Raw genomic sequence first — 20355 nt, 5'->3', positions numbered from 1 at the left:
GCAGGCCAATGGACACGTGTCGCTCAAGACAACGGACAGGACCTTCTCATGAACTCTCCGATCGTTGGCGAAGGCCAAGCGCTCCACCGGGGCTTCCTGCCACCCGTCACCGGACGCACCCGCATCTACGGCATCCTCGCCGACCCGATCTACCATGTGAAAACGCCAGAGGTGATGAACGCCCTGTTGACATCACGCGGCGTCGATGGGGTGCTCGTCCCTTTCCACGTCAAGCCCGATGGTTTGAAGACGCTCGTTGATGGCCTTCGGCGCATGGAGAACTTCGGCGGCTTCATCGCCACCGTGCCGCACAAGACGGACATGCTGGCGCTGTGCGACGAGGTCACGGGTGCCGCACGCAATATTGGGGCGGTGAACTGCGTTCGCCGTGAGGCGGACGGCCGCATGGTCGGCGCCATGCTCGACGGCATTGGCTTTGTCGAGGCCTTGCGCGTTGCAAATGCGGATCCTGCGGGGATGAGCGTCTACCTGGCGGGCGCGGGTGGTGCCTCCAGCGCAATCGCCTTCGCGCTTGCCGAGGCGGGGGTGGTTCACATCACAGTGGCCAACCGAACGATAGAACGTGCCAAGGGCCTCACCGAGCGTCTCAGAGCGGCCTATCCGGCACTCACGGTCGACACGGATGCTGATCGCATCGCGAACCACGATCTCGTCGTCAACGGCACCTCCCTCGGTATGCGTTTGAACGACGAGCCGCCACTCGATTTGTCAAGGCTGCGCGGGGACCAGCTTGTCGCGGATGCCATCATGGAACCCGCCATGACCCCGCTGCTCAAGGCGGCAGAGGCCAAGGGGTGCCGGATATTCCCTGGCAAGCCGATGCTGGAATCGCAGATCGTGCTGATGGCGCAGCATATGGGCGCGCTGGCATGACGGACCGAAGCCAACTTCTCTCGGCGCTTGCTGACGTCGTGGGCGGGCGCTACGTCCTGACTTCAAACGAAGATGTCGCGCCTTACGCAACGGATTGGAAGCGAAGCTCCACGGGTGTGCCGGCTTGTGTGGTACGGCCCGCCTCAACATCAGAAGTCGCCGGAGTTGTCCGGCATTGCCGTGAGCTCGGCTTCACCATCGTGCCTCAGGGCGGCAACTCCGGCCTTGCCGCAGGGGCCATTCCTGACAGTAGCGCAGGCCAGGTTGTCTTGTCTCTGAATCGCATGCGAGCAATCCGCTCTCTCGATCCGGTCGGCATGACGATAGAAGTAGAAGCGGGTGCGATCCTCCAGACCGTGCGCGAAAACGCTTCGGAAGTAGGTCGCATGCTGCCAATTGCCATAGCGGCTGAGGGCTCGGCCACCATCGGCGGGGTGATCGCCACGAATGCCGGTGGTCTCAACGTCCTGCGCTATGGGATGACACGCGACCTTACTCTTGGACTTGAAGTCGTTCTCGCCGATGGTAGCGTGGCAAGCGGCTTGCGTCATCTGCGCAAGGATAATGCCGGCTATGACTGGAAACAATGGTTCATCGGCTCGGAGGGAACTCTCGGCATCGTCACCGCCGCAGTCATGCGGCTCGTCACTGTGCCCCGCCACTCGGTCACGACACTCCTCAGCGTCACCAACCTTGACGCGGCGATTTCGCTTTTTGAACTCACTCAACAGGACATCGGCGAGGCGCTCTCGGCATTCGAGCTGATCTCGGCGCAATCGATCGATCTCATCGAGCGCTACGCCCAGTTAAAGAGCCCGATAGCGGCAGGTGAGTGGTTCATCCTGCTCGAAGCGACGTCCAGTTTATCCGGTCTACGGGATGCAGCCGAGGCGGTGCTTGCCGCTGGCTTCGAAATCGGATGGGTAGTTGATGGGGTTGTCGCGGAATCGGACATGCAGGCGCGCCAGATCTGGGCTTTGCGGGAGCACGTCACGGAGGCGGAAGCACGGCGGGGTTCGAGCCTGAAGCACGACATTTCCGTACCGCTCACGCGCATGGGAGCCTTTCTGGCTGATGCCGAGGCTGCATTGGAATCCGTGGCTCCCGGCGCCGGCCTAAACCTCTTCGGCCACCTGGGCGATGGCAATCTCCATTACAATGTCCTCTTGGAACCCGATCACGACCAACAGGCGATCAATCGGGTGGTGCACGATGTCGTGGTCAAGCACGGCGGCTCGATCTCCGCAGAACATGGATTAGGACAGTACCGCGTCGATGAATGGCTGCGTGTCGCCCCGGACGCCGACCTGCGTCTCGCTTCCACGTTGAAGACGGCGCTTGACCCAGACGGTCTGTTGAATCCCGGCAAGATCCTCCCTTCCAAACTCTCCCACTCCAAAGCGATCGGAGAAACGATTTGATGCAGCATGCCCCCGACTCGTTCGACTACATCATCGTGGGTGGTGGCACGGCTGGTTGCGTGCTCGCAAATCGTTTGACAGAGTCAGGAAAGCACACGGTCCTGATGCTGGAGGCCGGCAAGGCCGCCCGAAGCTTTTGGGTGGAGATCCCTGCCGGCTTCAGCAAGCTCCTCACCAACCCGGCCTTCAACTGGCGCTTTCAGACCGAACCTGAGGAAGCGACCGGCAACCGCATCATCTCCGTTCCGCGTGGCAAAGGGCTTGGCGGCTCCACATTGATCAACGGCATGATCTATGTGCGGGGCCAGCCGCAGGACTATGACGGTTGGGCGCAACAGGGCTGCCGGGGCTGGAGCTTTCAGGAGGTGCTCCCCTATTTCCGGAAACTTGAAGACTATGACGGTCCTGCCTCTTCGCTGCGTGCCCGAGGCGGTCCATTGCCGGTCACGCAGGTCAAGGAACGCCCTCTCATTGCCGAAGCCTTCATTGCCGGAGCGAGGAGTGCGGGCTTTGAGCGTAACGTCGACTACAATGGACAGAGTCAGGATGGCTTCGGCTACTACCAGGTGAACCAGCGGCGTGGCCGTCGGGTCAGTGCGGCCGCCGCTTATCTTCAGCCAGCGCTGGCCAGGCACAATCTGGACGTCCGAACCGACGCCCACGTGACCCGCATCCTTCTCGAGAACAGTCGCGCGACAGGAGTCGTAATACAATCGGGCAGCCGCTCCATTGAAATCCACGCACGCCGGGAAGTCATCCTTACCGCCGGCGCTGCTCAGACGCCGCAATTGATGGAGTTGTCTGGTATTGGCGATCCACGGGTCTTGCAGCCGCTGGGGATCGAAGTCCAACACGCCCTACCAGGAGTCGGCGCCAACTACATCGACCACTTTTGTACCCGCATGAATTGGCGCGTTAAGCGGCCGGTCACGCTCAATGAGCAGACACGTGGCATTAGGCTCGGGCTGGCGGTGACGCGCTACTTCGCGATGCGCAGTGGAATCCTGACACTCGGAACCGGTCTCGTTCACGGTTTCGTCCGCACCCGCCCCGGCCTTGAGGGGCCAGATGTCCAGTATTTCTTCATGCATGCGAGTTACGCCAATGCAGCCGAGCGTAAGCTTGACCGGCTGCCTGGCATGACCATCGGCGTCACCCAGCTTCGGCCGGAGTCCCGCGGAACCATTCATTCCAAATCTCCAGACCCCTTTGCGGCACCAGCCATCCGCCCTAACTTCCTGGCAACGGATGAGGATCGCCGGACGATCGTCGATGGAATGAAGATCGCGCGAAAGATTGTCGAAGAGGCTCCCATGGACGGTTTCCGCGACAAAGAAATGAGCCCCGGTTTGGATTGCAGAACGGACGAAGACTGGCTGAACTTCGCAAGACGTGACGGCCAAACTATCTACCATATCTGCGGCACCTGTCGGATGGGAACGGATGAAAACGCAGTCACCGACCCTAGTCTCAAGGTTCGCGGTGTCGACGGCCTTCGCATCGCCGATGCCTCGATAATGCCGACCATGGTCTCAGGGAATACGCAGGCCGCCGTTTTCATGATCGCAGAAAAGGCTGCAGACTTGATCCTTCAGGATGCAAGTTAAGGACCAGGTTGCGGCAAGCGCCCGCTTTGGACAACAGGAATCAAACCATGAAACTCAAGGATCAATCTCTCTTCCGTGAAGCCGCTCTCGTGGGCGGAGACTGGGTCGAGGCGGATGCGAACAGGCGCATTGCCGTCGACAATCCGGCAACCGGAGAGATCATAGGTCATGTGCCGAAGCTTGGGGCGTCGGACACCCGAGCAGCGATTGAAGCCGCCCGCACCGCTCAAAAGGACTGGGCCGCCCGCACCGCCAAGGAGCGCGCCGGCACCCTGCGCAGATGGTACGAACTGATGATGGAGAACAAGGAGGATCTCGGAAAGATCCTGACGCTCGAGCAAGGCAAGCCGCTCGCCGAGGCCATGGGAGAGATCGCATACGGCGCAAGCTTCATAGAGTGGTTTGGGGAAGAAGCTCGGCGTGTCTATGGCGACCTCATTCCAGGACACCAGCCCGACAAGCGGATCATGGTGATGAAGCAGCCTATCGGTGTCGTCGCGGCAATCACACCGTGGAACTTCCCGAACGCCATGATCACGCGCAAGGCCGGTCCCGCGTTCGCGGCTGGCTGCGCCATGGTGCTGAAGCCGGCGTCGCAGACACCGTTTTCAGCCATTGCTATCGCCATTCTCGGCGAACGGGCCGGGCTGCCCAAGGGGCTGTTCAGCGTCGTGACGGGCTCTGCACGCGAGATCGGTGGCGAGATGACCCAAAATCCGGTCGTGCGAAAGCTGACCTTCACCGGCTCGACCGAAGTGGGCGCAGAACTCTACAAGCAGTCGGCGCCGACCATCAAGAAGCTCGGCCTCGAACTCGGCGGGAACGCACCCTTTATCGTCTTTGACGACGCTGATCTCGATGCGGCGGTCGAAGGCGCAATCATCGCAAAGTTCCGTAACAACGGACAGACCTGTGTCTGCGCGAACCGCCTATACGTACAGGACGGCGTCTATGACGCGTTCGCGGACAAGCTGGCTGGCGCGGTCGGTAAGCTCGTCACGGGTAACGGCTTTGACGAAGGTGTCATCCTCGGGCCGCTGATCGACCAGGCGGCACTGGAGAAGGTCGAAGAACATGTGGCGGATGCCCTGAACAAGGGGGCCCGCACCATCACTGGAGGCAAGCGGCTTCCACTCGGGAAGGCTTTCTACGAGCCCACAGTGCTTGCAGATGTCACGGCGGATATGGCGGTCGCGCGGGAGGAAACTTTCGGACCGGTCGCCCCGCTGTTCCGCTTCCGGGACGAGGCAGACGTCATTCGACAGGCCAATGATACTGAATTTGGTCTAGCATCGTATTTCTTCGCAAAGGATATGGCACGGGTATTCCGGGTCGCAGAAGCTCTCGAGTATGGCATGGTCGGTGTGAACACAGGCCTGATCTCAACCGCCGAAGCCCCGTTCGGAGGCGTCAAGCTCTCCGGCCTCGGACGCGAAGGGTCGCGCTACGGAATCGAGGAATTCCTGGAGCTAAAATACGTCTGCCTCGGCGGTATAGCATGAGGTTGGCTGCTCCCCGTGATAGCGGCCCCTTTACTGCCTGAAGACGACCCGGTCAGCTTTGCACGCCTCCGGTAATATACGAGGGGTGGAAATGACAGCTTATGGCGGCTCTTTGATCTGAAGGCGCCAAGAAAGGGCCGAGCGCCTGGAGGCAGCAAGCCCAAGTCTTTCCTATTAGAAAACCGTTGCAAGAGCGGAAATAATTGCCGTCGGAACCGCATGGGCCGGATCGCGTCCTGCCTTGAGGCAGCACATCCCCTTTTGCTGCAAGACGACGAGGCTGTCGAAATCAAAACGCGGTCGAATTCAGCCGACCGAAGAGCACGCGGCGCTATCAGGCCTGGTGGGCGAACAATGACGACTTCCAATCCATGATCCAAAGCCTCACCGGTGCCGTTAGCAAGGCACAAGCCTCAAAACCCGCACCCCTTTCGCGCGAGCGGGCTCGTTCCAAGGCCGGAAGCCGTCGCGTGTGCGGCACTCGTCACCTGCACCGTTCCCATCGGCCATTTTGCAATCCACAGCCGCGAATCGCCGGCTTGCCAGGAAGCCGGGATTGCCGCTATTAGCGAGAGCCAACGAAAGCTCTCGCTGATTGGCTGAACCATGTCTCTTCCTGAAAAAGCATTCCCCGTCTCCTGGGATCAATTCCACCGCGACGCCCGGGCGCTTGCCTGGCGGCTCGCCGGTCTTAACCAGGAGTTCCGCGCCATCGTCTGCATCACCCGCGGCGGCCTCGTGCCGGCGGCGATCATCTCGCGCGAACTCAACATCCGCCTGATCGAGACCGTCTGCGTCGCCTCCTACCACGACTACGTCAACCAGGGCGAAATGGCCCTGCTCAAGGGAATCACTCCCGAGCTCACAAAAAACGAAGGCGCCGGCGTGCTCGTCGTCGACGACCTGACCGATACGGGCAAGACGGCTTCCGAAGTGCGCGCCATGTTGCCCAAGGCGCACTTCGCCTGCGTCTACGCCAAGCCCAAGGGCGTTCCGACTGTCGATACGTTCGTGACCGAGGTCAGCCAGGACACCTGGATCTATTTTCCCTGGGACATGGGCTTCACCTATCAGGAGCCGATCGCCAAAGGCGCCAAAGGCTGATTCTCCCCGCCTGCCCGAGTTCTAACGCCCTGTCGAGAACCCGCCCTGCCGCAGGCCGCGCGGGCTCTTCTATTCCTAGCGGGTGCAAAATCTCCCAGATGCCTCAATATGGTACGCCGGATTCCTGCAAATCCGGCTCAGCCGCGGGCCCGCGAAGCGTCCGAGCGTGAAAAAATTCGCCGGACGCCGTTGCGCAAGCTTCAAGCCATCCTCGCAATACCTTGAGATTCCTCGATTATTTTTTCTCCCCGTTATCCACAGCAGCAAAGCACAATATCTTGTGGTTATAAAACCGTAGCAATCTACGCCTTGACGAATCTCTCGCGTCGTCCGACAGTGTTCCTCATGTTGCGGCGGCGACTGGACCGGGGATAACGAGGCCGGTTCCTTTTCGAGTTGAACGGAAACGACAGATGGCAGATCGGCGGTGAAGAGCCGGCCTGCCAGAGGGCTTTCGTGCGCATCCGGATTTGCTCGCCAAAACTGCGATTGGGACTGGCAAAAAGAACCTGTTAATACTATATTTAGTGTTTGCAGCCAGCATTCATCGCAATATACAGGTAGGCATCCACGATGATTCACCTGGATGGAATTTCAACCGGCTGCACATGATGGCGTGCAGCGGGAGCGGATATTTGCGCCCCTGAGCAAGGGCCAACAGACGAGGGATTAAGGCAATGCGCATCGAACGTCGTTTCACCAAGCCAGGCCAGGGCGCCTATGCGGAAATCGAATTCCGCAAGGCCGTCAGCGAGATCAAGAATCCCGACGGTTCCATCGTCTTCAGGGCGGCCGACATCGACGTGCCGGCGCAGTTCTCCCAGGTCGCGACCGACGTTCTGGCGCAGAAATATTTCCGCAAGGCCGGCGTCCCGAAGATCCTGAAAAAGGTCGAGGAAAACGATGTTCCCTCGTTCCTCTGGCGTTCGGTCCCCGACACGGAAGCGATGAAGGCGCTGCCGAAGGACGAGCAGTACGGCTCCGAGACCGATGCACGTCAGGTTTTCTCCCGTCTTGCCGGCACGTGGACCTATTGGGGCTGGAAGGGCGGCTATTTCTCGTCGGAGGAAGATGCGAGCGCCTTCATGGACGAGCTTGCCTACATGCTCGCCACCCAGCGCGTCGCGCCGAACTCCCCGCAGTGGTTCAACACCGGCCTTTTCTGGGCCTATGGCATCGACGGCCCCGGCCAGGGCCATTTCTATGTCGACCCCTTCACCGGCAAGCTGACGAAGTCGAAGTCGGCCTATGAACATCCGCAGCCGCATGCCTGCTTCATCCAGTCTGTCGAGGACGACCTCGTCAACGAAGGCGGCATCATGGACCTGTGGGTCCGCGAGGCGCGCCTCTTCAAATACGGCTCCGGCACCGGCTCCAACTTCTCCATGCTGCGCGGCGAAGGCGAAAAGCTTTCCGGCGGCGGACGCTCCTCCGGCCTGATGAGCTTTTTGAAGATCGGCGACCGCGCCGCCGGCGCCATCAAGTCGGGCGGCACGACGCGCCGCGCCGCCAAGATGGTCGTCGTCGACATCGACCATCCGGATATCGAGGAATATATCAACTGGAAGGTCAAGGAAGAGCAGAAGGTGGCGGCGCTGGTCACCGGCTCGAAGATCGTCGCCAGGCATCTGAAGGCGATCATGAAGGCCTGCGTCAATTGCGAAGGCGGCACTGGAGAAGACTGCTTCGATCCGTTGAAGAACCCGGCGCTGAAGCGCGAGATTCGCGCCGCCAAGAAGGATCAGGTTCCGGAAAACTATATCGGCCGCGTCATCCAGTTCGCCCGCCAGGGCTACAAGGACATGGAGTTCAAGACCTACGACACGGACTGGGATTCGGAAGCCTATCTCACCGTCTCCGGCCAGAATTCCAACAACTCCGTCTCGCTGAAGGATGACTTCCTGCGCGCTGTCGAAAACGACGGCGACTGGAACCTCACCGCCCGCAAGGACGGCCGTGTGATGAAGACCCTGAAGGCTAAGGACCTCTGGGAGCAGATTTCCTATGCCGCCTGGGCGTCCGCCGATCCGGGCATCCACTTCAACACGACGATGAACGACTGGCATACGTCGCCGGCCGGCGGCCCGATCCGCGGCTCGAACCCGTGCTCGGAATACATGTTCCTCGACGATACGGCCTGCAACCTCGCCTCGATGAACCTGCTCGCCTTCAAGGATGCCTCCACCAAGCGCATCAATATCGCCGATTACGAACATGCCACGCGTCTTTGGACGATCGTGCTCGAAATCTCCGTCATGATGGCGCAGTTCCCGTCGAAGCGCATCGCCGAACTCTCCTACGAATACCGCACGCTCGGCCTCGGCTATGCGAATATCGGCGGCCTCTTGATGTCCACCGGCATTCCCTATGACTCGGCGGAAGGCCGCGCCATCGCCGGCTCGCTCACCGCGATCATGACCGGCATTTCCTACGCCACGTCGGCTGAAATGGCCGCCGAGCTCGGCCCCTTCCCAAACTTTGCGCCGAACCGCGACAACATGTTGCGCGTCATCCGCAACCATCGCCGCGCGGCCCATGGCGAAACCTCGGGTTATGAGGCGCTGTCGGTCAACCCGGTCGCGCTCGTCCATTCCGACAACCCGGACCAGGATCTCGCGGCCCATGCCAAGGCCGCCTGGGACAAGGCGCTCGAACTCGGCGAACAGCACGGCTACCGCAACGCGCAGGTCTCGGTCATCGCCCCGACCGGTACGATCGGCCTTGTCATGGATTGCGACACGACCGGCATCGAGCCCGATTTCGCGCTCGTCAAGTTCAAGAAGCTCGCCGGCGGCGGCTACTGGAAGATCATCAACCGCGCAGTACCCGAGGCGCTGCGCACGCTCGGCTATTCCGAAGCGCAGATCGCCGAGATCGAGGCCTATGCGGTCGGTCACGGCAATCTGAACCAGGCGCCCGCCATCAACCCCACCACGCTTGCTGCGAAGGGTTTCACCGCGGAAAAGATCGAAGCGGTCAATGCAGCGCTGAAGCAGGCCTTCGACATCAAGTTCGTCTTCAACCAGTGGACGCTCGGCGCCGACTTCCTGAAAGACACGCTGAAGGTCACCGACGCGCAGCTTTCCGACGTCAGCTTCAACCTGCTCGAACATCTCGGTTTTGCGAAGAAGGACATCGAGGCCGCCAACATCCATGTCTGCGGCGCGATGACGCTGGAAGGCGCGCCGTTCCTGAAAGCCGAGCACCTGCCGGTCTTCGATTGCGCCAATCCCTGCGGCAAGATCGGCAAGCGTTACCTTTCGGTCGAAAGCCACATCCGCATGATGGCGGCCGCCCAGCCGTTCATCTCGGGTGCAATCTCCAAGACGATCAACATGCCAAACGACGCGACCGTCGCGGACTGCGGCGCGGCCTACATGCTCTCTTGGAAGCTCGCATTGAAGGCGAACGCGCTTTACCGCGACGGTTCCAAGCTGTCGCAGCCGCTCAACTCGTCGCTGATCGATGAGGACGATGCGGACGACGCGATCGAGGAACTGCTCAGCCAGCCGGCTGCCGCCCAAGCGGTGCAGGTCACGGAGAAGATCGTTGAGCGGATCATCGAAAAGGTCGTCCGCTCGCAGGAAAAGCTGCCCGCCCGCCGCAAGGGTTACACCCAGAAGGCCAAGATCGGCGGCCACACGATCTTCCTGCGCACCGGCGAATATGACGACGGGCGTCTCGGCGAAATCTTCCTCGACATGAACAAGGAAGGTTCGGCGCTGCGCGCCTTCATCAACAATTTCGCGATCTCTGTCTCGCTCGGCCTGCAATATGGCGTGCCGCTCGAGGAATATGTCGACGCCTTCACGTTCACGAAGTTCGAGCCGGCCGGCATCGTCACGGGCAATGACGCGATCAAGAACGCCACGTCGATCCTCGACTACGTGTTCCGCGAACTCGCGATTTCCTATCTCGGCCGCCACGATCTCGCCCATGTGGACACGTCGGACTTTTCCAACACCGCGCTCGGCCGGGGTGTCTCGGAAGGCAAGGCGGACATCGTCTCCAAAGGCCTGACCCGCGGATACAAGCCCACGCTGGTGCCGAAGATCGGCGGCGAGCGCCCGGCCGCCTCCGAAGCCAAGGGTGCCGCGACCGCAGCGCCGGCGCGGGCTTCGGCCGGCGCGACCGTCACCGCCTTTGCCGGCGCTGCGGCCCGCAAGCTGGAGCCGACCGTCGCCGTCTCCACTTCGGAAGTGGTTTCCTTCAAGCGGGACTACGAGGAACGCGCCCGGGAGCTTGCCGAAGAGATCGTCGAGGAACTGGCAGAGGAACAGCAGGCGACCACCGGCCTCTTCTCCGATGCTGCAGCCGACGAAGCCGCAACCGCGAAGACCGAAGCCAAGAAGGTGGAGAACGAACGCCGCATGCGCTCCATCGCCCAGGGATATACGGGCAACATGTGCTCCGAGTGCCAGAATTTCACTATGGTAAGAAACGGCACCTGCGAGAAATGCGACACGTGCGGAAGTACAAGTGGGTGTTCTTGAGTACTCATCGTACTCGCGGCAACAGCAGTGAGAAACCGAACCTAGAACTGGCTAAAAAGGCGAAAAACGGCCAATTACTGGCCGATCTGGAAGCCAAAAGCGGCCAACGAGTTGGGACGGTCGCAAGTCCGGCAAATACAGGCGTTTCGACGCCTGTATTTGCTTAATTTTTTGTCTGCTCGAACGTCCTTCGATTGGATATCTCAATGGCTGTGTCCAGCCAGACGAATTTAAGTCGCGACTCCCGAGCAGGGGCGTACTCATCTCGACGAAGCCAAAGCCGCTCTCTCACCCATCTCGGTGCGGCCTGGAGGATTTCGCTCGCCGGATGATCTAGGTGTTGAAGACGTCCCTTCGAATCCGGCGAGCGAACACACTGTTGGAGATGAGATTCTCCAGTCTCCGAATACGTTTTGATAAGTCCGCTAGAGAATGAGGATCCGAGCGTCGACTACCGCCATACCAAGCTCCGTGGGTGCGCCCATGAATTGATGTATAGACGAAATAGCGCCAGTGGCAGGGTACGAAGTCAGGCCTACGCAGATGCACGATGTCGTCGTCCAGAAATGGCATGGCATCCCCCCCTCAGCGCCCTACTCGATACATCTTATAGTAGTGAATTGCATGTTTAAGGGCGCACGATGGGGCAAGCGAGCGACCCATTGGCTGCCGAAAGCAATGGCTGGGCACGCCCTCGAGGTGCCGGATCTTTTTCCAACTCCTCCTTGCACCAAGCCGTCCCGTGACATATCTGCATTATTAGATTTCAACGGATATTGAATCATGGATGACAAGCAGGCGCTAGCCGCCTTTGCGGCACTTTCACAGGAGACCAGGCTGAACGTAGTTCGCACGCTGGTCGTCGCTGGCGCTGACGGCCTGGCCGCTGGCAGGATCGCCGAGATACTGGGCACCTCCCCTTCCAATATCAGCTTCCATCTGAAGGAGCTGGAGCACGCGGGCCTGATCTCGATGCGGCGCGACAGCAGATCGCTCATCTACAGCGCCCGCTTCGACGCCATCGGCAACCTCGTATCATTCCTCCTGAAGGAATGCTGCCGGGGCCTTCCAGTCGATCAGGAACAACTTCCATCCCAGCAGGCATGAACAGCAACGCTGCTGCACAAGACCACGGAGACACGAAATGACAAGCCTCCCCGCCGCCGTCGACGAGCATCTGATGCTCCCTGATGCAGAAGCCCTCCGTCCGCCGATGTCCACCCATAAGCCCCGCATCCTGATCCTCTACGGTTCGCTCCGGGAAACCTCCTACAGCCGACTGTTGGCGCACGAGACGCGGCGCCTCCTCGAGCACTTCGGGTGCGAGGTGAAGATCTTCGATCCACGCGGACTTCCACTTCCGGACGAGGAGCCGGTGAGCCACCCGAAGGTCCAGGAGTTGCGCTCACTTTCCGAGTGGTCGGAAGGTCAGGTCTGGATTTCCCCCGAGCGGCACGGATCGATGAGCGGGATCATGAAGGCGCAAATCGACTGGATACCGCTTTCGATCGGGTCAGTCCGGCCCACGCAGGGAAAGACGCTCGCGGTGATGCAGGTCAGTGGCGGGTCCCAGTCCTTCAACGCGGTCAACCAGCTCCGGGTGCTGGGTCGGTGGATGCGGATGATCACCATTCCCAACCAGTCGTCCGTCGCCAAGGCCTTCCTCGAGTTCGATCAGGATGGCAGGATGAAGCCATCGTCTTACTACGACCGGGTCGTCGACGTCTGCGAGGAACTGGTCAAGTTCACGCTCCTCACAAGGGACGTGTCGCCATACCTCACGGACCGTTACAGCGAGCGCAAGGAGACCGTGGATGAGCTGTCGAAGCGCGTCAATCTTGGCAAGGCTGCCGGAGGCTGAACAGCCGAAGGCAAGTGCGTGCGGCGGCTTACGCCATGCCGTATCCCGCCCCGCGGACCGTGCGAATGGCATCACTCTCCCCTTTCCGGTTCAAGGCGGCGCGTAGCTTCTTCACATCAACGTCGACGTTGCGCTCGTCCCTGCCCGGTGACCACACCTTATCGACGATCTCGGCACGGGACCACAGTCTCTGGGGCTCGGCAAGAAAGAGTTGCAGGAGTCTGAACTCGGTGGGCCCCAGATGAATGACACGTGCTCCCCTGGTCACCCGGTGCATCTCGAGGTTCATTGAAATATCCCCGGCCGCGTAGATTGTCCGACGCAGCGCCCCCCTGCCCACGAGCGTGCTGCTCCGTGCAAAAAGTTCCTGAACGGCGAATGGAGCCGCAAGCACGTCGTCCGCGATCCCCGCCCATTGCCGTTCCGCCTCTGCACGTGCAAGAACGAGAATGGGGGCGGAGGTCGCGAGCCTGATGTCTGTAAAGATATCGATACCGCCCATGGCGGACGTCTCTTCGAGGACTACGAGATCCGTAACGGTCTCGGCGGCACTCCGGGGGATTTCACTGACAGATCCCAGCAGCATTGCACTGAACCCTTCACGCTGGAAGCTCGCCTTGAGGATCTCTCCGAGATAGGGATTGGACTGCACGAGCAGGATGTTGCGCATGGTGCTCCTATCGGTCTTCCCTCCCAAGCTTCCGGGTGTGGGGATATCATTGACCGCGGAGCCCAGAGCAAGGAGGCGGTGGACCTCGTGATCGGAGAACTGCGGAAACGACCGGCCAGCAGGCTCATCCTGGGAAACCATGAGGAAGTCCTTCTCCACTTCCTCGACCGGCCGGACAAGCGGGAAATCATTTTCGATCACTGGATGTCGAATGGCGGAGCGGCGACCGCAGCGTCCTACGGTCTGGATGTCGAACGTCCCCACCCTCGGATAGAAGACGCTCACGAAACGCTCATCGACCTCCTGATGGCGAACCCGGCGCACATCGAGGCAGTGCGGACAGCGGCGGCGCTCATTCCGGAGGACGACTACGTGTTTGTCCACGCCGGCCTTCGACCCGGCGTCGCGATTGAGAAGCAGACCACGAAGGACTTGCGCACGATCCGCGCGGATTTCCTTGAAAGCGATTTCGACTTCGGTCCGATCGTCGTCCATGGTCACACGGTGACGACATCGCGCCGGCCGGAAATCTACGACAACCGTATTGCGCTCGACACCGTAGCTGGAGCATCCGGCGGCCTCTCGGCGCTCGGGATCCTGGACGATGGCGCGCGGTTCTTCCTGCAGGCATCGACAGGGAATGTGGTCAGCATAGCCGAGCCTCTCGACCTTCGTTCGGATCGGGCTCTACCTTGGTGGTCAGATTCTCGTCGACGCCCGCAGAGCCTCGCAGCATCGCTATCCGCAGGCTGAAAAAGTTCCGTTCAACTCTGGAACGCAGCTTAAATTAATCCAGATTGAACTAACTATCGCCCATCAGGGGCGGGTGAAATCATGAAGAAGTTTAAGGACACGCCCTCGGTAAGAAGGTAGGTAGCCCATCACTGTCGATGTGATGTGGCCCGTTCGAAAGCAACTGGATCTTGCCAATTGGCATAAACATGCTAATCTTCCGCCAAAAAGAGAGGATGCCATGCAACTTCAACCCATTGCTTCAACTCCCTTCAACCGAACCTCAACGGAAATCACCGATGAGGAAGCAGGGGCGCTTGCTCGTACCACCGTGAACCTCTTCAACGCCTGGAAGCTCACAGACGCGCAGGCTTGCACCTTGCTTGGCGGTTTGTCAGCTCGAACGTGGGCACGTTGGAAAGAAGGCAGCGTCGGACGTATTGATCGAGACCTGAAAATGCGGATGGCTCACCTGATGGGTATCCATAAGGGGGTGCGACATCTGTTTAAGGATCCGACAAGGGGATATGAGTGGATCAAAGCGCCAAATACGGCCTTTGGCGGCAAGTCGGCGCTGGACGTGATGCTGCAAGGCGAGCTTTCTGATCTTGCCGTGATGCGTGAATGGCTCGATGCGGAGCGCAGCGCTTGGTAAGTGGCCTTGCTGTCCGTTCCCATGTGCGCTGGCCAAAGACCTACCGCATCATTCGATCGATCTATCCACCCATCGATTTGTTCGAGGACATCGCCGATCCCCGCGACTGGGAGGCCCTTGTTGCCGTCGAGGCAAAAACCAATCCGCGGATTCGTTTTGAAGTAGGCGATCTAGGCAAGGTGCCCGCCAACCGTCGCGTTTCTGGCCCCGGCGCGAGTTACGTAATGGCCCCATTCGTCCATTGCTCAACAGGGCGGCCAGGACGCTTCACGGATGGAAGCTATGGCATCTACTATGCAGGCGAGAGTGAAGACGTCGCGCTGGCCGAGACAATCCATCACCAACAGAAATTCATGAGTTCGACGCCCCAGCCTCCAGGATGGACATCGGACTTTCGTGTCCTGGTGGGCAGCGTTGACCGGGCACTTGACGACGTGAACGCGGTGCCTGAGGTTCTGCATCCGGACGATTACACCGCTTCGCAAGTTGAGGGACGTAGACTTCGGGCGGCTGGAAGCGATGGCCTCCTGTGGAACAGCGTTCGAAAGCCTGGTCAACGCTGTATCGGCATCTTCTGGCCGGATACCATCCCTGTTCCCGTCCAAGGGCGGCACTACTGCTATCACTGGAACGGTACTCGGGTAGATTTCGTGCGTCAATACGACACTGGAGCGGTACTTGCAGTCACTTAGCTGGTGGCTTGTGGCGCTTGTTCCACAATACCGTGATACCTGCACTCGATCACTAACCGTTAGAGCGCGAGTTGAACACACGCAGGGAAAGTTATCTCTTCTTGCCCTCATTTAGGCTGTTGTTCGGGAGTTAAATTAGGAGTCTGCCATAAAGCGTAATAGGTAAACGCCGCATCAAAAGTCGCACCGCTCGCAGTCTCAACCTCAATGAGAAACCTGGGACTGTTGATTGCCACTGAGAACTGACCCGGCATTTCCACCGAGAATTCTCAATGGAAATATTGGGCTGCGACGGGTCAGTTCTCAGCGGCAATCAACACCGGCCAGAACAACCGAGATCGTAGCGGCGTTGCGGGTCGCCGATCCCGCAGTCGCCGGTGCGGCACTTATTGCCGCCAGAACGCCTGCATCTCCTCGGGCGTTACCTTGCCGTCCTTGTTCGCATCAACGCTGTCGAAAATCCGCTTGTGGACCGCCGTCACCTCCTCGAAGGACAGGGCACCGTCCCCGTCGGTGTCGGCGATTGCGAACATGATCTTCATCATCTGCCCGCGCATGCCCATCGGCGGCATGCCCCCCATCATGCCGGGCTGCATCATCATGCCCCGCCCCATCATTCCGCCCGGCATCATGTCGGAGCCCAGCGTCCCCTGCCCCTGTCCGGTCACGCCCTCTGTTCCCGAGGGCGAGGCCGCCTGCGACGAGTCCGCCGGATGATGCGGATCCGCTCCGCTTGTCTGCGCGAGGGCGAAGCCTGCACTTCCGACGGCGATTGCCGCGGCCAGCAGGACCGCGGCTGGAATTGTTGTCGTTCTCATCTCGTTTCTCCTTTGGCTTGGCTTGGTCCCTTCAAGGCCGATCTCAAGGTCATCGCGGTCAATCCGGAAGGCACGGCAAGAGCGTTGGCAATGGGCGCGGCTTAAAACAATCCCGCCGGCGACTGCATGCCCCACCCCTACTCCGGCAGGCAGCGTTTTTCGATGTCCTGTGCCGCAAATGCCCCGGCGCGCCGCCAGGCCTCATCGGTATCGCCCCGGTAGCTCAGAAACCGGTCGCAGGTCGGCTTGTTGCTGACCAGGTCGAGCACCGCGAATTTCACCCCGCCGACCAGCGTACTCATTTTCTGAACCTCTCCGACCAGCAGGTATCTTGCCCCGGCTTCTCTGGCCTGGACGGATAGCGCTTCCAGTCCGGCGGTTCTTGCCGTGCATTTGCCGCCCCCACAGGTCAGCGGGACAACATTCATCCTCGCGCTGGTGGAGAGACCTTCCTGCAGCGCAGTTCCCAGCACCTTCAGCCGCTTCGCGTGCTCGGCACGCTGGTCCCTGGCTTCTCCGGACGTGTCCCTGAAATCGAAACCGGATGTCGCCAGAGTGACCGGTTCCGCGGCATCGGCGAAACCGGATGCAGCACCTCCGACGATACCAGCGGACGCCATCAGAAGCGCGCAACATGCAGGAAGATACGAACTTGGCATGGGCAGGTGTCGCATTTTCTCCTCCGGCCGGAAAATGGCAGCCGGAATTATAACGCGAACATGCCGTCTCGTCATGCGTGCAGCGAACGGGAAGCGATCGGGCGGGCAGCAGGCTCGGCAACAGCCTGAGCGCATCCCTGCGAAGACAGTCTCCGGACACCGCCGCCGACCTTCCTTTTGATGAGAGAGGCTTGGCAAAACCCCTCTCCCATCAGACCAAAGTCCTCCCGGGGCCCGACCTTGGTCCCGAGATCTGGATATTTGGTCCCATGCCCATGGATTTGTCCCGACCGCTGCGCCAGACTTACGTAACGGAATGGAGGCGCGAAGCGATGAGCGTCGATTCGTTTTCGCAATGAGCGTGTGGAGGAAAGCGATGAAGCTGAAGAACGTCCTGAAGAACGGCATCGTGGCCATGGGGCTCGTGGTAGTTTCCGTCGGCGGAGGTGTGGCCGGATTTGCCGACATCGCATTCGCCAAAGGCGGTGACGGCGGTGGCGGCGGAAACGGTGGCGGCAATGGCGGCGGAAACGGTGGTGGCAATGGCGGTGGCCATGGGGGCGATCGTGGCCACGGCGGAGGCCGTGACAAGGCCTCGGACCACAGCAATTCGGTCAAAAGCCGCTCGGCATCCGCCGATCGCGGTTCCGGCAAGGAACGGGTCAGGAAGGATACGCCCCGTCAGGTTTCGAAAACGGTGCCCGTGCCGACATCGAAGCCGGCAGCATCCACGCTCGCCGGCCTTAACTCGCTGCAGCGGAACTATCACGCCTATCTCAACACAAGCGATCCGCGCATGGCCTCGCTTTCAGCCTATGTGACGGCCTATGCAGAATATGAGCTCGCCAATGGCATGGATCCGGCCGTGACGGACCCCGCGCTTGGCGAACTGGCGCTGCGTGATGCGCTGGAAGATTTTTCTGGTGCGCCGGTGAGTGACGAAACATTGTCGTGGGCGCAGGATGTTCTGGGCGTCGGCCCTGCGGTCGGCAAGATTGACGAGGTCCGCGAGGATATGACCGTCCAAGCGGCCACCGAACCGGTCATCGAGGACTGATCCACAAAACCAGCGGCGCTGCATCCCCGTTCAGGCATGCAGCGCCGTCATCTTTCAATCCCCGAAATCCGCCTTCGACCCGGACCGGGACCGAAGGCCTCGGCTCAGAACCGATAGTTCACGCCGGCCTTGAGCACCTGGTCACGCACGTCGGTCTTCGAGCTGACGCCGCCGGTGGTGCTGCGGACATCGTTGGTCATGGTATAGTTGTATTCGAACCGGGCCGAGAGATTGTCGGAAAGCTTCTGCTCGACGCCGGCGCCCACGATCCAGCCCGGCTTCCAGCCATCGGGACCATCGGTGCCCCGGTGATCGCCAAAGCTGGTGAGCGCTACGCCTGCGGTGCCATAGACGAGCGTCTGGTTGATGCCGACACCGGCCTTGGCCTTCGCAGCCACACGGCCCTGTTCCTTGATATTGCCGCCCGGAACGCGGCTTTTTACGTTGCCCAGATGGGAAGCCTCGATTTCGCCGCCGATGACGCCGGAATCCAGGTCCATGTTGTAGCCGCCATGGACGCCGAGAACCAGGCCCTTGTCGCCGTCGAAGGGGTTGAGCTTGCGGGACGACATGCCGAGATCGCCACCGACATAGGCACCGCCCCAGCCGGAGTTCGGCGTGGCCGGCTCGTTATAGGCTGGCGGTTCGGAATAGGACGTCAGGTCGGCAGCCCAGACGGGCGTGGTGGAAAATGCGGCGATCAACGCCAGGGCGAAGGGCTTCGCGTTCATGGTATGCTTTACTCCGTACAGCGCCTGCGGATCAAAAAGCGCAAGCAAATTTACTCAGGTTACAAGCGCTGCGCGGCCGTCCCGCCCGTCCTCAGACTTCCCGTACAGCGACGCCGCATCAACGGCGGCTCCCTCTCATTTTCATGAATCTATAAACACTTCCTTAACCGGAGCCCCAGTTGGAGCAGGCAAGCGAAACTGCGAGAGTAACGATTGCGCGAGCACGCCTCACACCCTTTCTGACGGGCCGGGGAAGGCACTACCAGCGGCTATCGGAAGCATAAGCTCGCGGCAGCTGGAATTTCGCCTGCGCTGGCAGGCTCCGCCGTTAAGCTGGCGTGGGTGCTTGGATTACAAAGTTATGGTGAGACGAACGAAGGGGATCAAAGAGGCCCGGTCGGTATCGGCTCGTGTCAGGGAATGCGACATCTCATGCCGCTTGGCGGACGCGTCACGAAGCGTCACATGCTTCGCTTTGCAACGTGTCAACCTTGCCGTAGCAAATCTCGCCCCCGCGCGCACTTTCTCGGCGCACGCTACGGCATTTTTACGAGGCGCTCTTCGCAGCTTATCCGGACGAGCGACAGTAGAACCTTTATGCGTTCGATCAGCCAGCGAAGTTCTTCCTCCGTGATTTCATAATGCGGCGAATACCTTGCATCGACATAGGCGCGATCGAGCCGCTCGAAAGAACGACGCGCGAATTTGGTATCTCGTGGCCATGCCTCGATCAGGCGCGGGTCGATCCGCTCGGCCGAGGATCGCAGGAATTTCAGGCGATGCGACTTTGGCGAGTAGAGGGTCGAGACAAGTAGCGCGCAGTGATAGAGGCGCTCAGTAGCTTGATGAAGCATGAATGCACCATCTCGCCATATATCCTTGGCGAGCGCAAGTTCAGCTACTTCAAGGGCTTGGTTAGAAAGTTTGAACCACTGCTCGAAATAACCCTCAGCCTCCTTCCTCGCAACTTCTTCGGCAAGCGGCTTCGGTGGCACGAACGGATGGCCCTCCTTCTCGTAGAGCATGATGCCATCGCGGATGAGGTCGATAAAAAACGGCCGTCCACGTGCCAGCTGGTCGTTCACGTCCTGCAGCGTGTGAACGATGATGTTGACCGGCGTCTCGATTTCCTTGGTGATCGTCAATTCGCGCAGGAAATGATCGGATACATCGTGCCAGAGATCATTGTCTTCCCCGACGCTCTTCATGTTGACGACAACGAGAATGTCGTAGTCGGACCTGTAACCGCTCTTGCGGTCTTCCACCCAGTCGCCGCGGGCGTGCGAACCAAAGAGGATGACCTTCAAGATCCGCCCGGCTCTCTTCTTTTCTGAAAGCTTCGACTGCTGTGCCGCCTCGAATTCCTCGAAGATGATTTTCAAGGCGCGCGCCAACTCCCGCTGCTTGCGCTCCGGAAGATGGCCGAGGCCGTCATTGTTGTCCGTCACCAAAACACCCG

Annotated in this window: 17 protein-coding genes; 12 read left to right on the top strand and 5 right to left on the bottom strand. The window is 60.3% G+C overall.

Annotated elements, in window-relative coordinates; genetic code table 11:
- Nucleotides 1–48: 48 nt before the first annotated feature.
- The 8 genes from ABK249_RS30410 to arsH all read left to right on the top strand — a co-directional run bounded on the left by ABK249_RS30410 (nucleotide 49) and on the right by arsH (nucleotide 12882).
- Nucleotides 49–894, top strand: a complete 846-nt coding sequence (locus ABK249_RS30410; RefSeq protein ID WP_227702613.1) for a shikimate dehydrogenase family protein — start codon at nucleotides 49–51, stop codon at nucleotides 892–894.
- Nucleotides 891–2315 (top strand): FAD-binding oxidoreductase, encoded by a 1425-nt coding sequence (locus tag ABK249_RS30405; protein WP_348864759.1) that lies wholly within the window; start codon nucleotides 891–893, stop codon nucleotides 2313–2315. Before ABK249_RS30410 ends, ABK249_RS30405 begins: the two co-directional genes overlap by 4 nt.
- On the top strand, nucleotides 2315–3922 hold the full coding sequence (locus ABK249_RS30400; protein WP_037146184.1) for a GMC family oxidoreductase: 1608 nt from the start codon (nucleotides 2315–2317) through the stop codon (nucleotides 3920–3922). The genes ABK249_RS30405 and ABK249_RS30400 overlap by 1 nt, the downstream gene beginning before the upstream one ends.
- Nucleotides 3923–3969: 47 nt before the next feature.
- Complete coding sequence (gene gabD, locus ABK249_RS30395) at nucleotides 3970–5424, top strand: NADP-dependent succinate-semialdehyde dehydrogenase (RefSeq protein WP_037146183.1); 1455 nt, start codon at nucleotides 3970–3972, stop codon at nucleotides 5422–5424.
- 606 nt (nucleotides 5425–6030) lie between these two features.
- Nucleotides 6031–6528, top strand: coding sequence for a xanthine phosphoribosyltransferase (gene gpt / locus ABK249_RS30390; protein ID WP_210052691.1), 498 nt, complete (start codon nucleotides 6031–6033; stop codon nucleotides 6526–6528).
- Between the two features lie 677 nt (nucleotides 6529–7205).
- A complete protein-coding gene (locus ABK249_RS30385; protein ID WP_227702612.1) occupies nucleotides 7206–11021 on the top strand; it encodes a vitamin B12-dependent ribonucleotide reductase in 3816 nt (1271 codons plus the stop codon).
- Nucleotides 11022–11804: 783 nt separating this feature from the next.
- The gene (locus ABK249_RS30380; RefSeq protein WP_210052686.1) at nucleotides 11805–12128 is read left to right on the top strand and encodes an ArsR/SmtB family transcription factor; all 324 of its coding nucleotides are present in this window, start codon (nucleotides 11805–11807) and stop codon (nucleotides 12126–12128) included.
- Between the two features lie 37 nt (nucleotides 12129–12165).
- Nucleotides 12166–12882 (top strand): arsenical resistance protein ArsH, encoded by a 717-nt coding sequence (arsH, locus tag ABK249_RS30375; RefSeq protein ID WP_227702611.1) that lies wholly within the window; start codon nucleotides 12166–12168, stop codon nucleotides 12880–12882.
- A 28-nt stretch (nucleotides 12883–12910) separates the two neighbouring features.
- Here arsH and ABK249_RS30370 read toward each other — a convergent pair whose 3' ends face one another.
- Complete coding sequence (locus ABK249_RS30370; RefSeq protein ID WP_227702610.1) at nucleotides 12911–13552, bottom strand: winged helix-turn-helix domain-containing protein; 642 nt, start codon at nucleotides 13550–13552, stop codon at nucleotides 12911–12913.
- A 78-nt stretch (nucleotides 13553–13630) separates the two neighbouring features.
- Between ABK249_RS30370 and ABK249_RS30365 the strand changes: the two genes are divergently transcribed.
- The 3 genes from ABK249_RS30365 to ABK249_RS30355 all read left to right on the top strand — a co-directional run bounded on the left by ABK249_RS30365 (nucleotide 13631) and on the right by ABK249_RS30355 (nucleotide 15631).
- Nucleotides 13631–14305, top strand: a complete 675-nt coding sequence (locus ABK249_RS30365) for a metallophosphoesterase family protein (protein ID WP_280107502.1) — start codon at nucleotides 13631–13633, stop codon at nucleotides 14303–14305.
- A gap of 220 nt (nucleotides 14306–14525) precedes the next feature.
- Nucleotides 14526–14939, top strand: coding sequence for an MbcA/ParS/Xre antitoxin family protein (locus ABK249_RS30360; protein ID WP_037151210.1), 414 nt, complete (start codon nucleotides 14526–14528; stop codon nucleotides 14937–14939).
- Nucleotides 14933–15631 (top strand): RES family NAD+ phosphorylase, encoded by a 699-nt coding sequence (locus ABK249_RS30355; protein WP_227702608.1) that lies wholly within the window; start codon nucleotides 14933–14935, stop codon nucleotides 15629–15631. Before ABK249_RS30360 ends, ABK249_RS30355 begins: the two co-directional genes overlap by 7 nt.
- Before the next feature lie 386 nt (nucleotides 15632–16017).
- Here the strand turns inward: ABK249_RS30355 and ABK249_RS30350 are convergent, their stop codons facing one another.
- Together ABK249_RS30350 and ABK249_RS30345 are read right to left on the bottom strand one after the other, a co-directional pair.
- Nucleotides 16018–16449: an EF-hand domain-containing protein gene (locus ABK249_RS30350; protein WP_037151204.1), complete on the bottom strand. Its 432-nt coding sequence runs from the start codon at nucleotides 16447–16449 to the stop codon at nucleotides 16018–16020.
- 137 nt (nucleotides 16450–16586) lie between these two features.
- Nucleotides 16587–17069, bottom strand: a complete 483-nt coding sequence (locus ABK249_RS30345; RefSeq protein ID WP_037151271.1) for a DUF2380 domain-containing protein — start codon at nucleotides 17067–17069, stop codon at nucleotides 16587–16589.
- A gap of 415 nt (nucleotides 17070–17484) precedes the next feature.
- Between ABK249_RS30345 and ABK249_RS30340 the strand changes: the two genes are divergently transcribed.
- Nucleotides 17485–18165, top strand: coding sequence for a hypothetical protein (locus tag ABK249_RS30340; RefSeq protein ID WP_227702607.1), 681 nt, complete (start codon nucleotides 17485–17487; stop codon nucleotides 18163–18165).
- 104 nt (nucleotides 18166–18269) lie between these two features.
- Here ABK249_RS30340 and ABK249_RS30335 read toward each other — a convergent pair whose 3' ends face one another.
- Together ABK249_RS30335 and ABK249_RS30330 are read right to left on the bottom strand one after the other, a co-directional pair.
- A complete protein-coding gene (locus ABK249_RS30335) occupies nucleotides 18270–18896 on the bottom strand; it encodes an outer membrane protein (RefSeq protein WP_227702606.1) in 627 nt (208 codons plus the stop codon).
- Nucleotides 18897–19432: 536 nt separating this feature from the next.
- Entirely contained in the window at nucleotides 19433–20347 is a 915-nt protein-coding gene (locus tag ABK249_RS30330) for a HEPN domain-containing protein (protein ID WP_348864761.1), read from the bottom strand.
- Nucleotides 20348–20355 lie beyond the last annotated feature (8 nt).

The organism is Neorhizobium phenanthreniclasticum (assembly GCF_040066075.1).
GTDB lineage: Bacteria > Pseudomonadota > Alphaproteobacteria > Rhizobiales > Rhizobiaceae > Neorhizobium > Neorhizobium petrolearium.
Note: the sequence above shows the minus strand (reverse complement) of the source record. Positions and strands in the feature narration are given on the sequence as shown.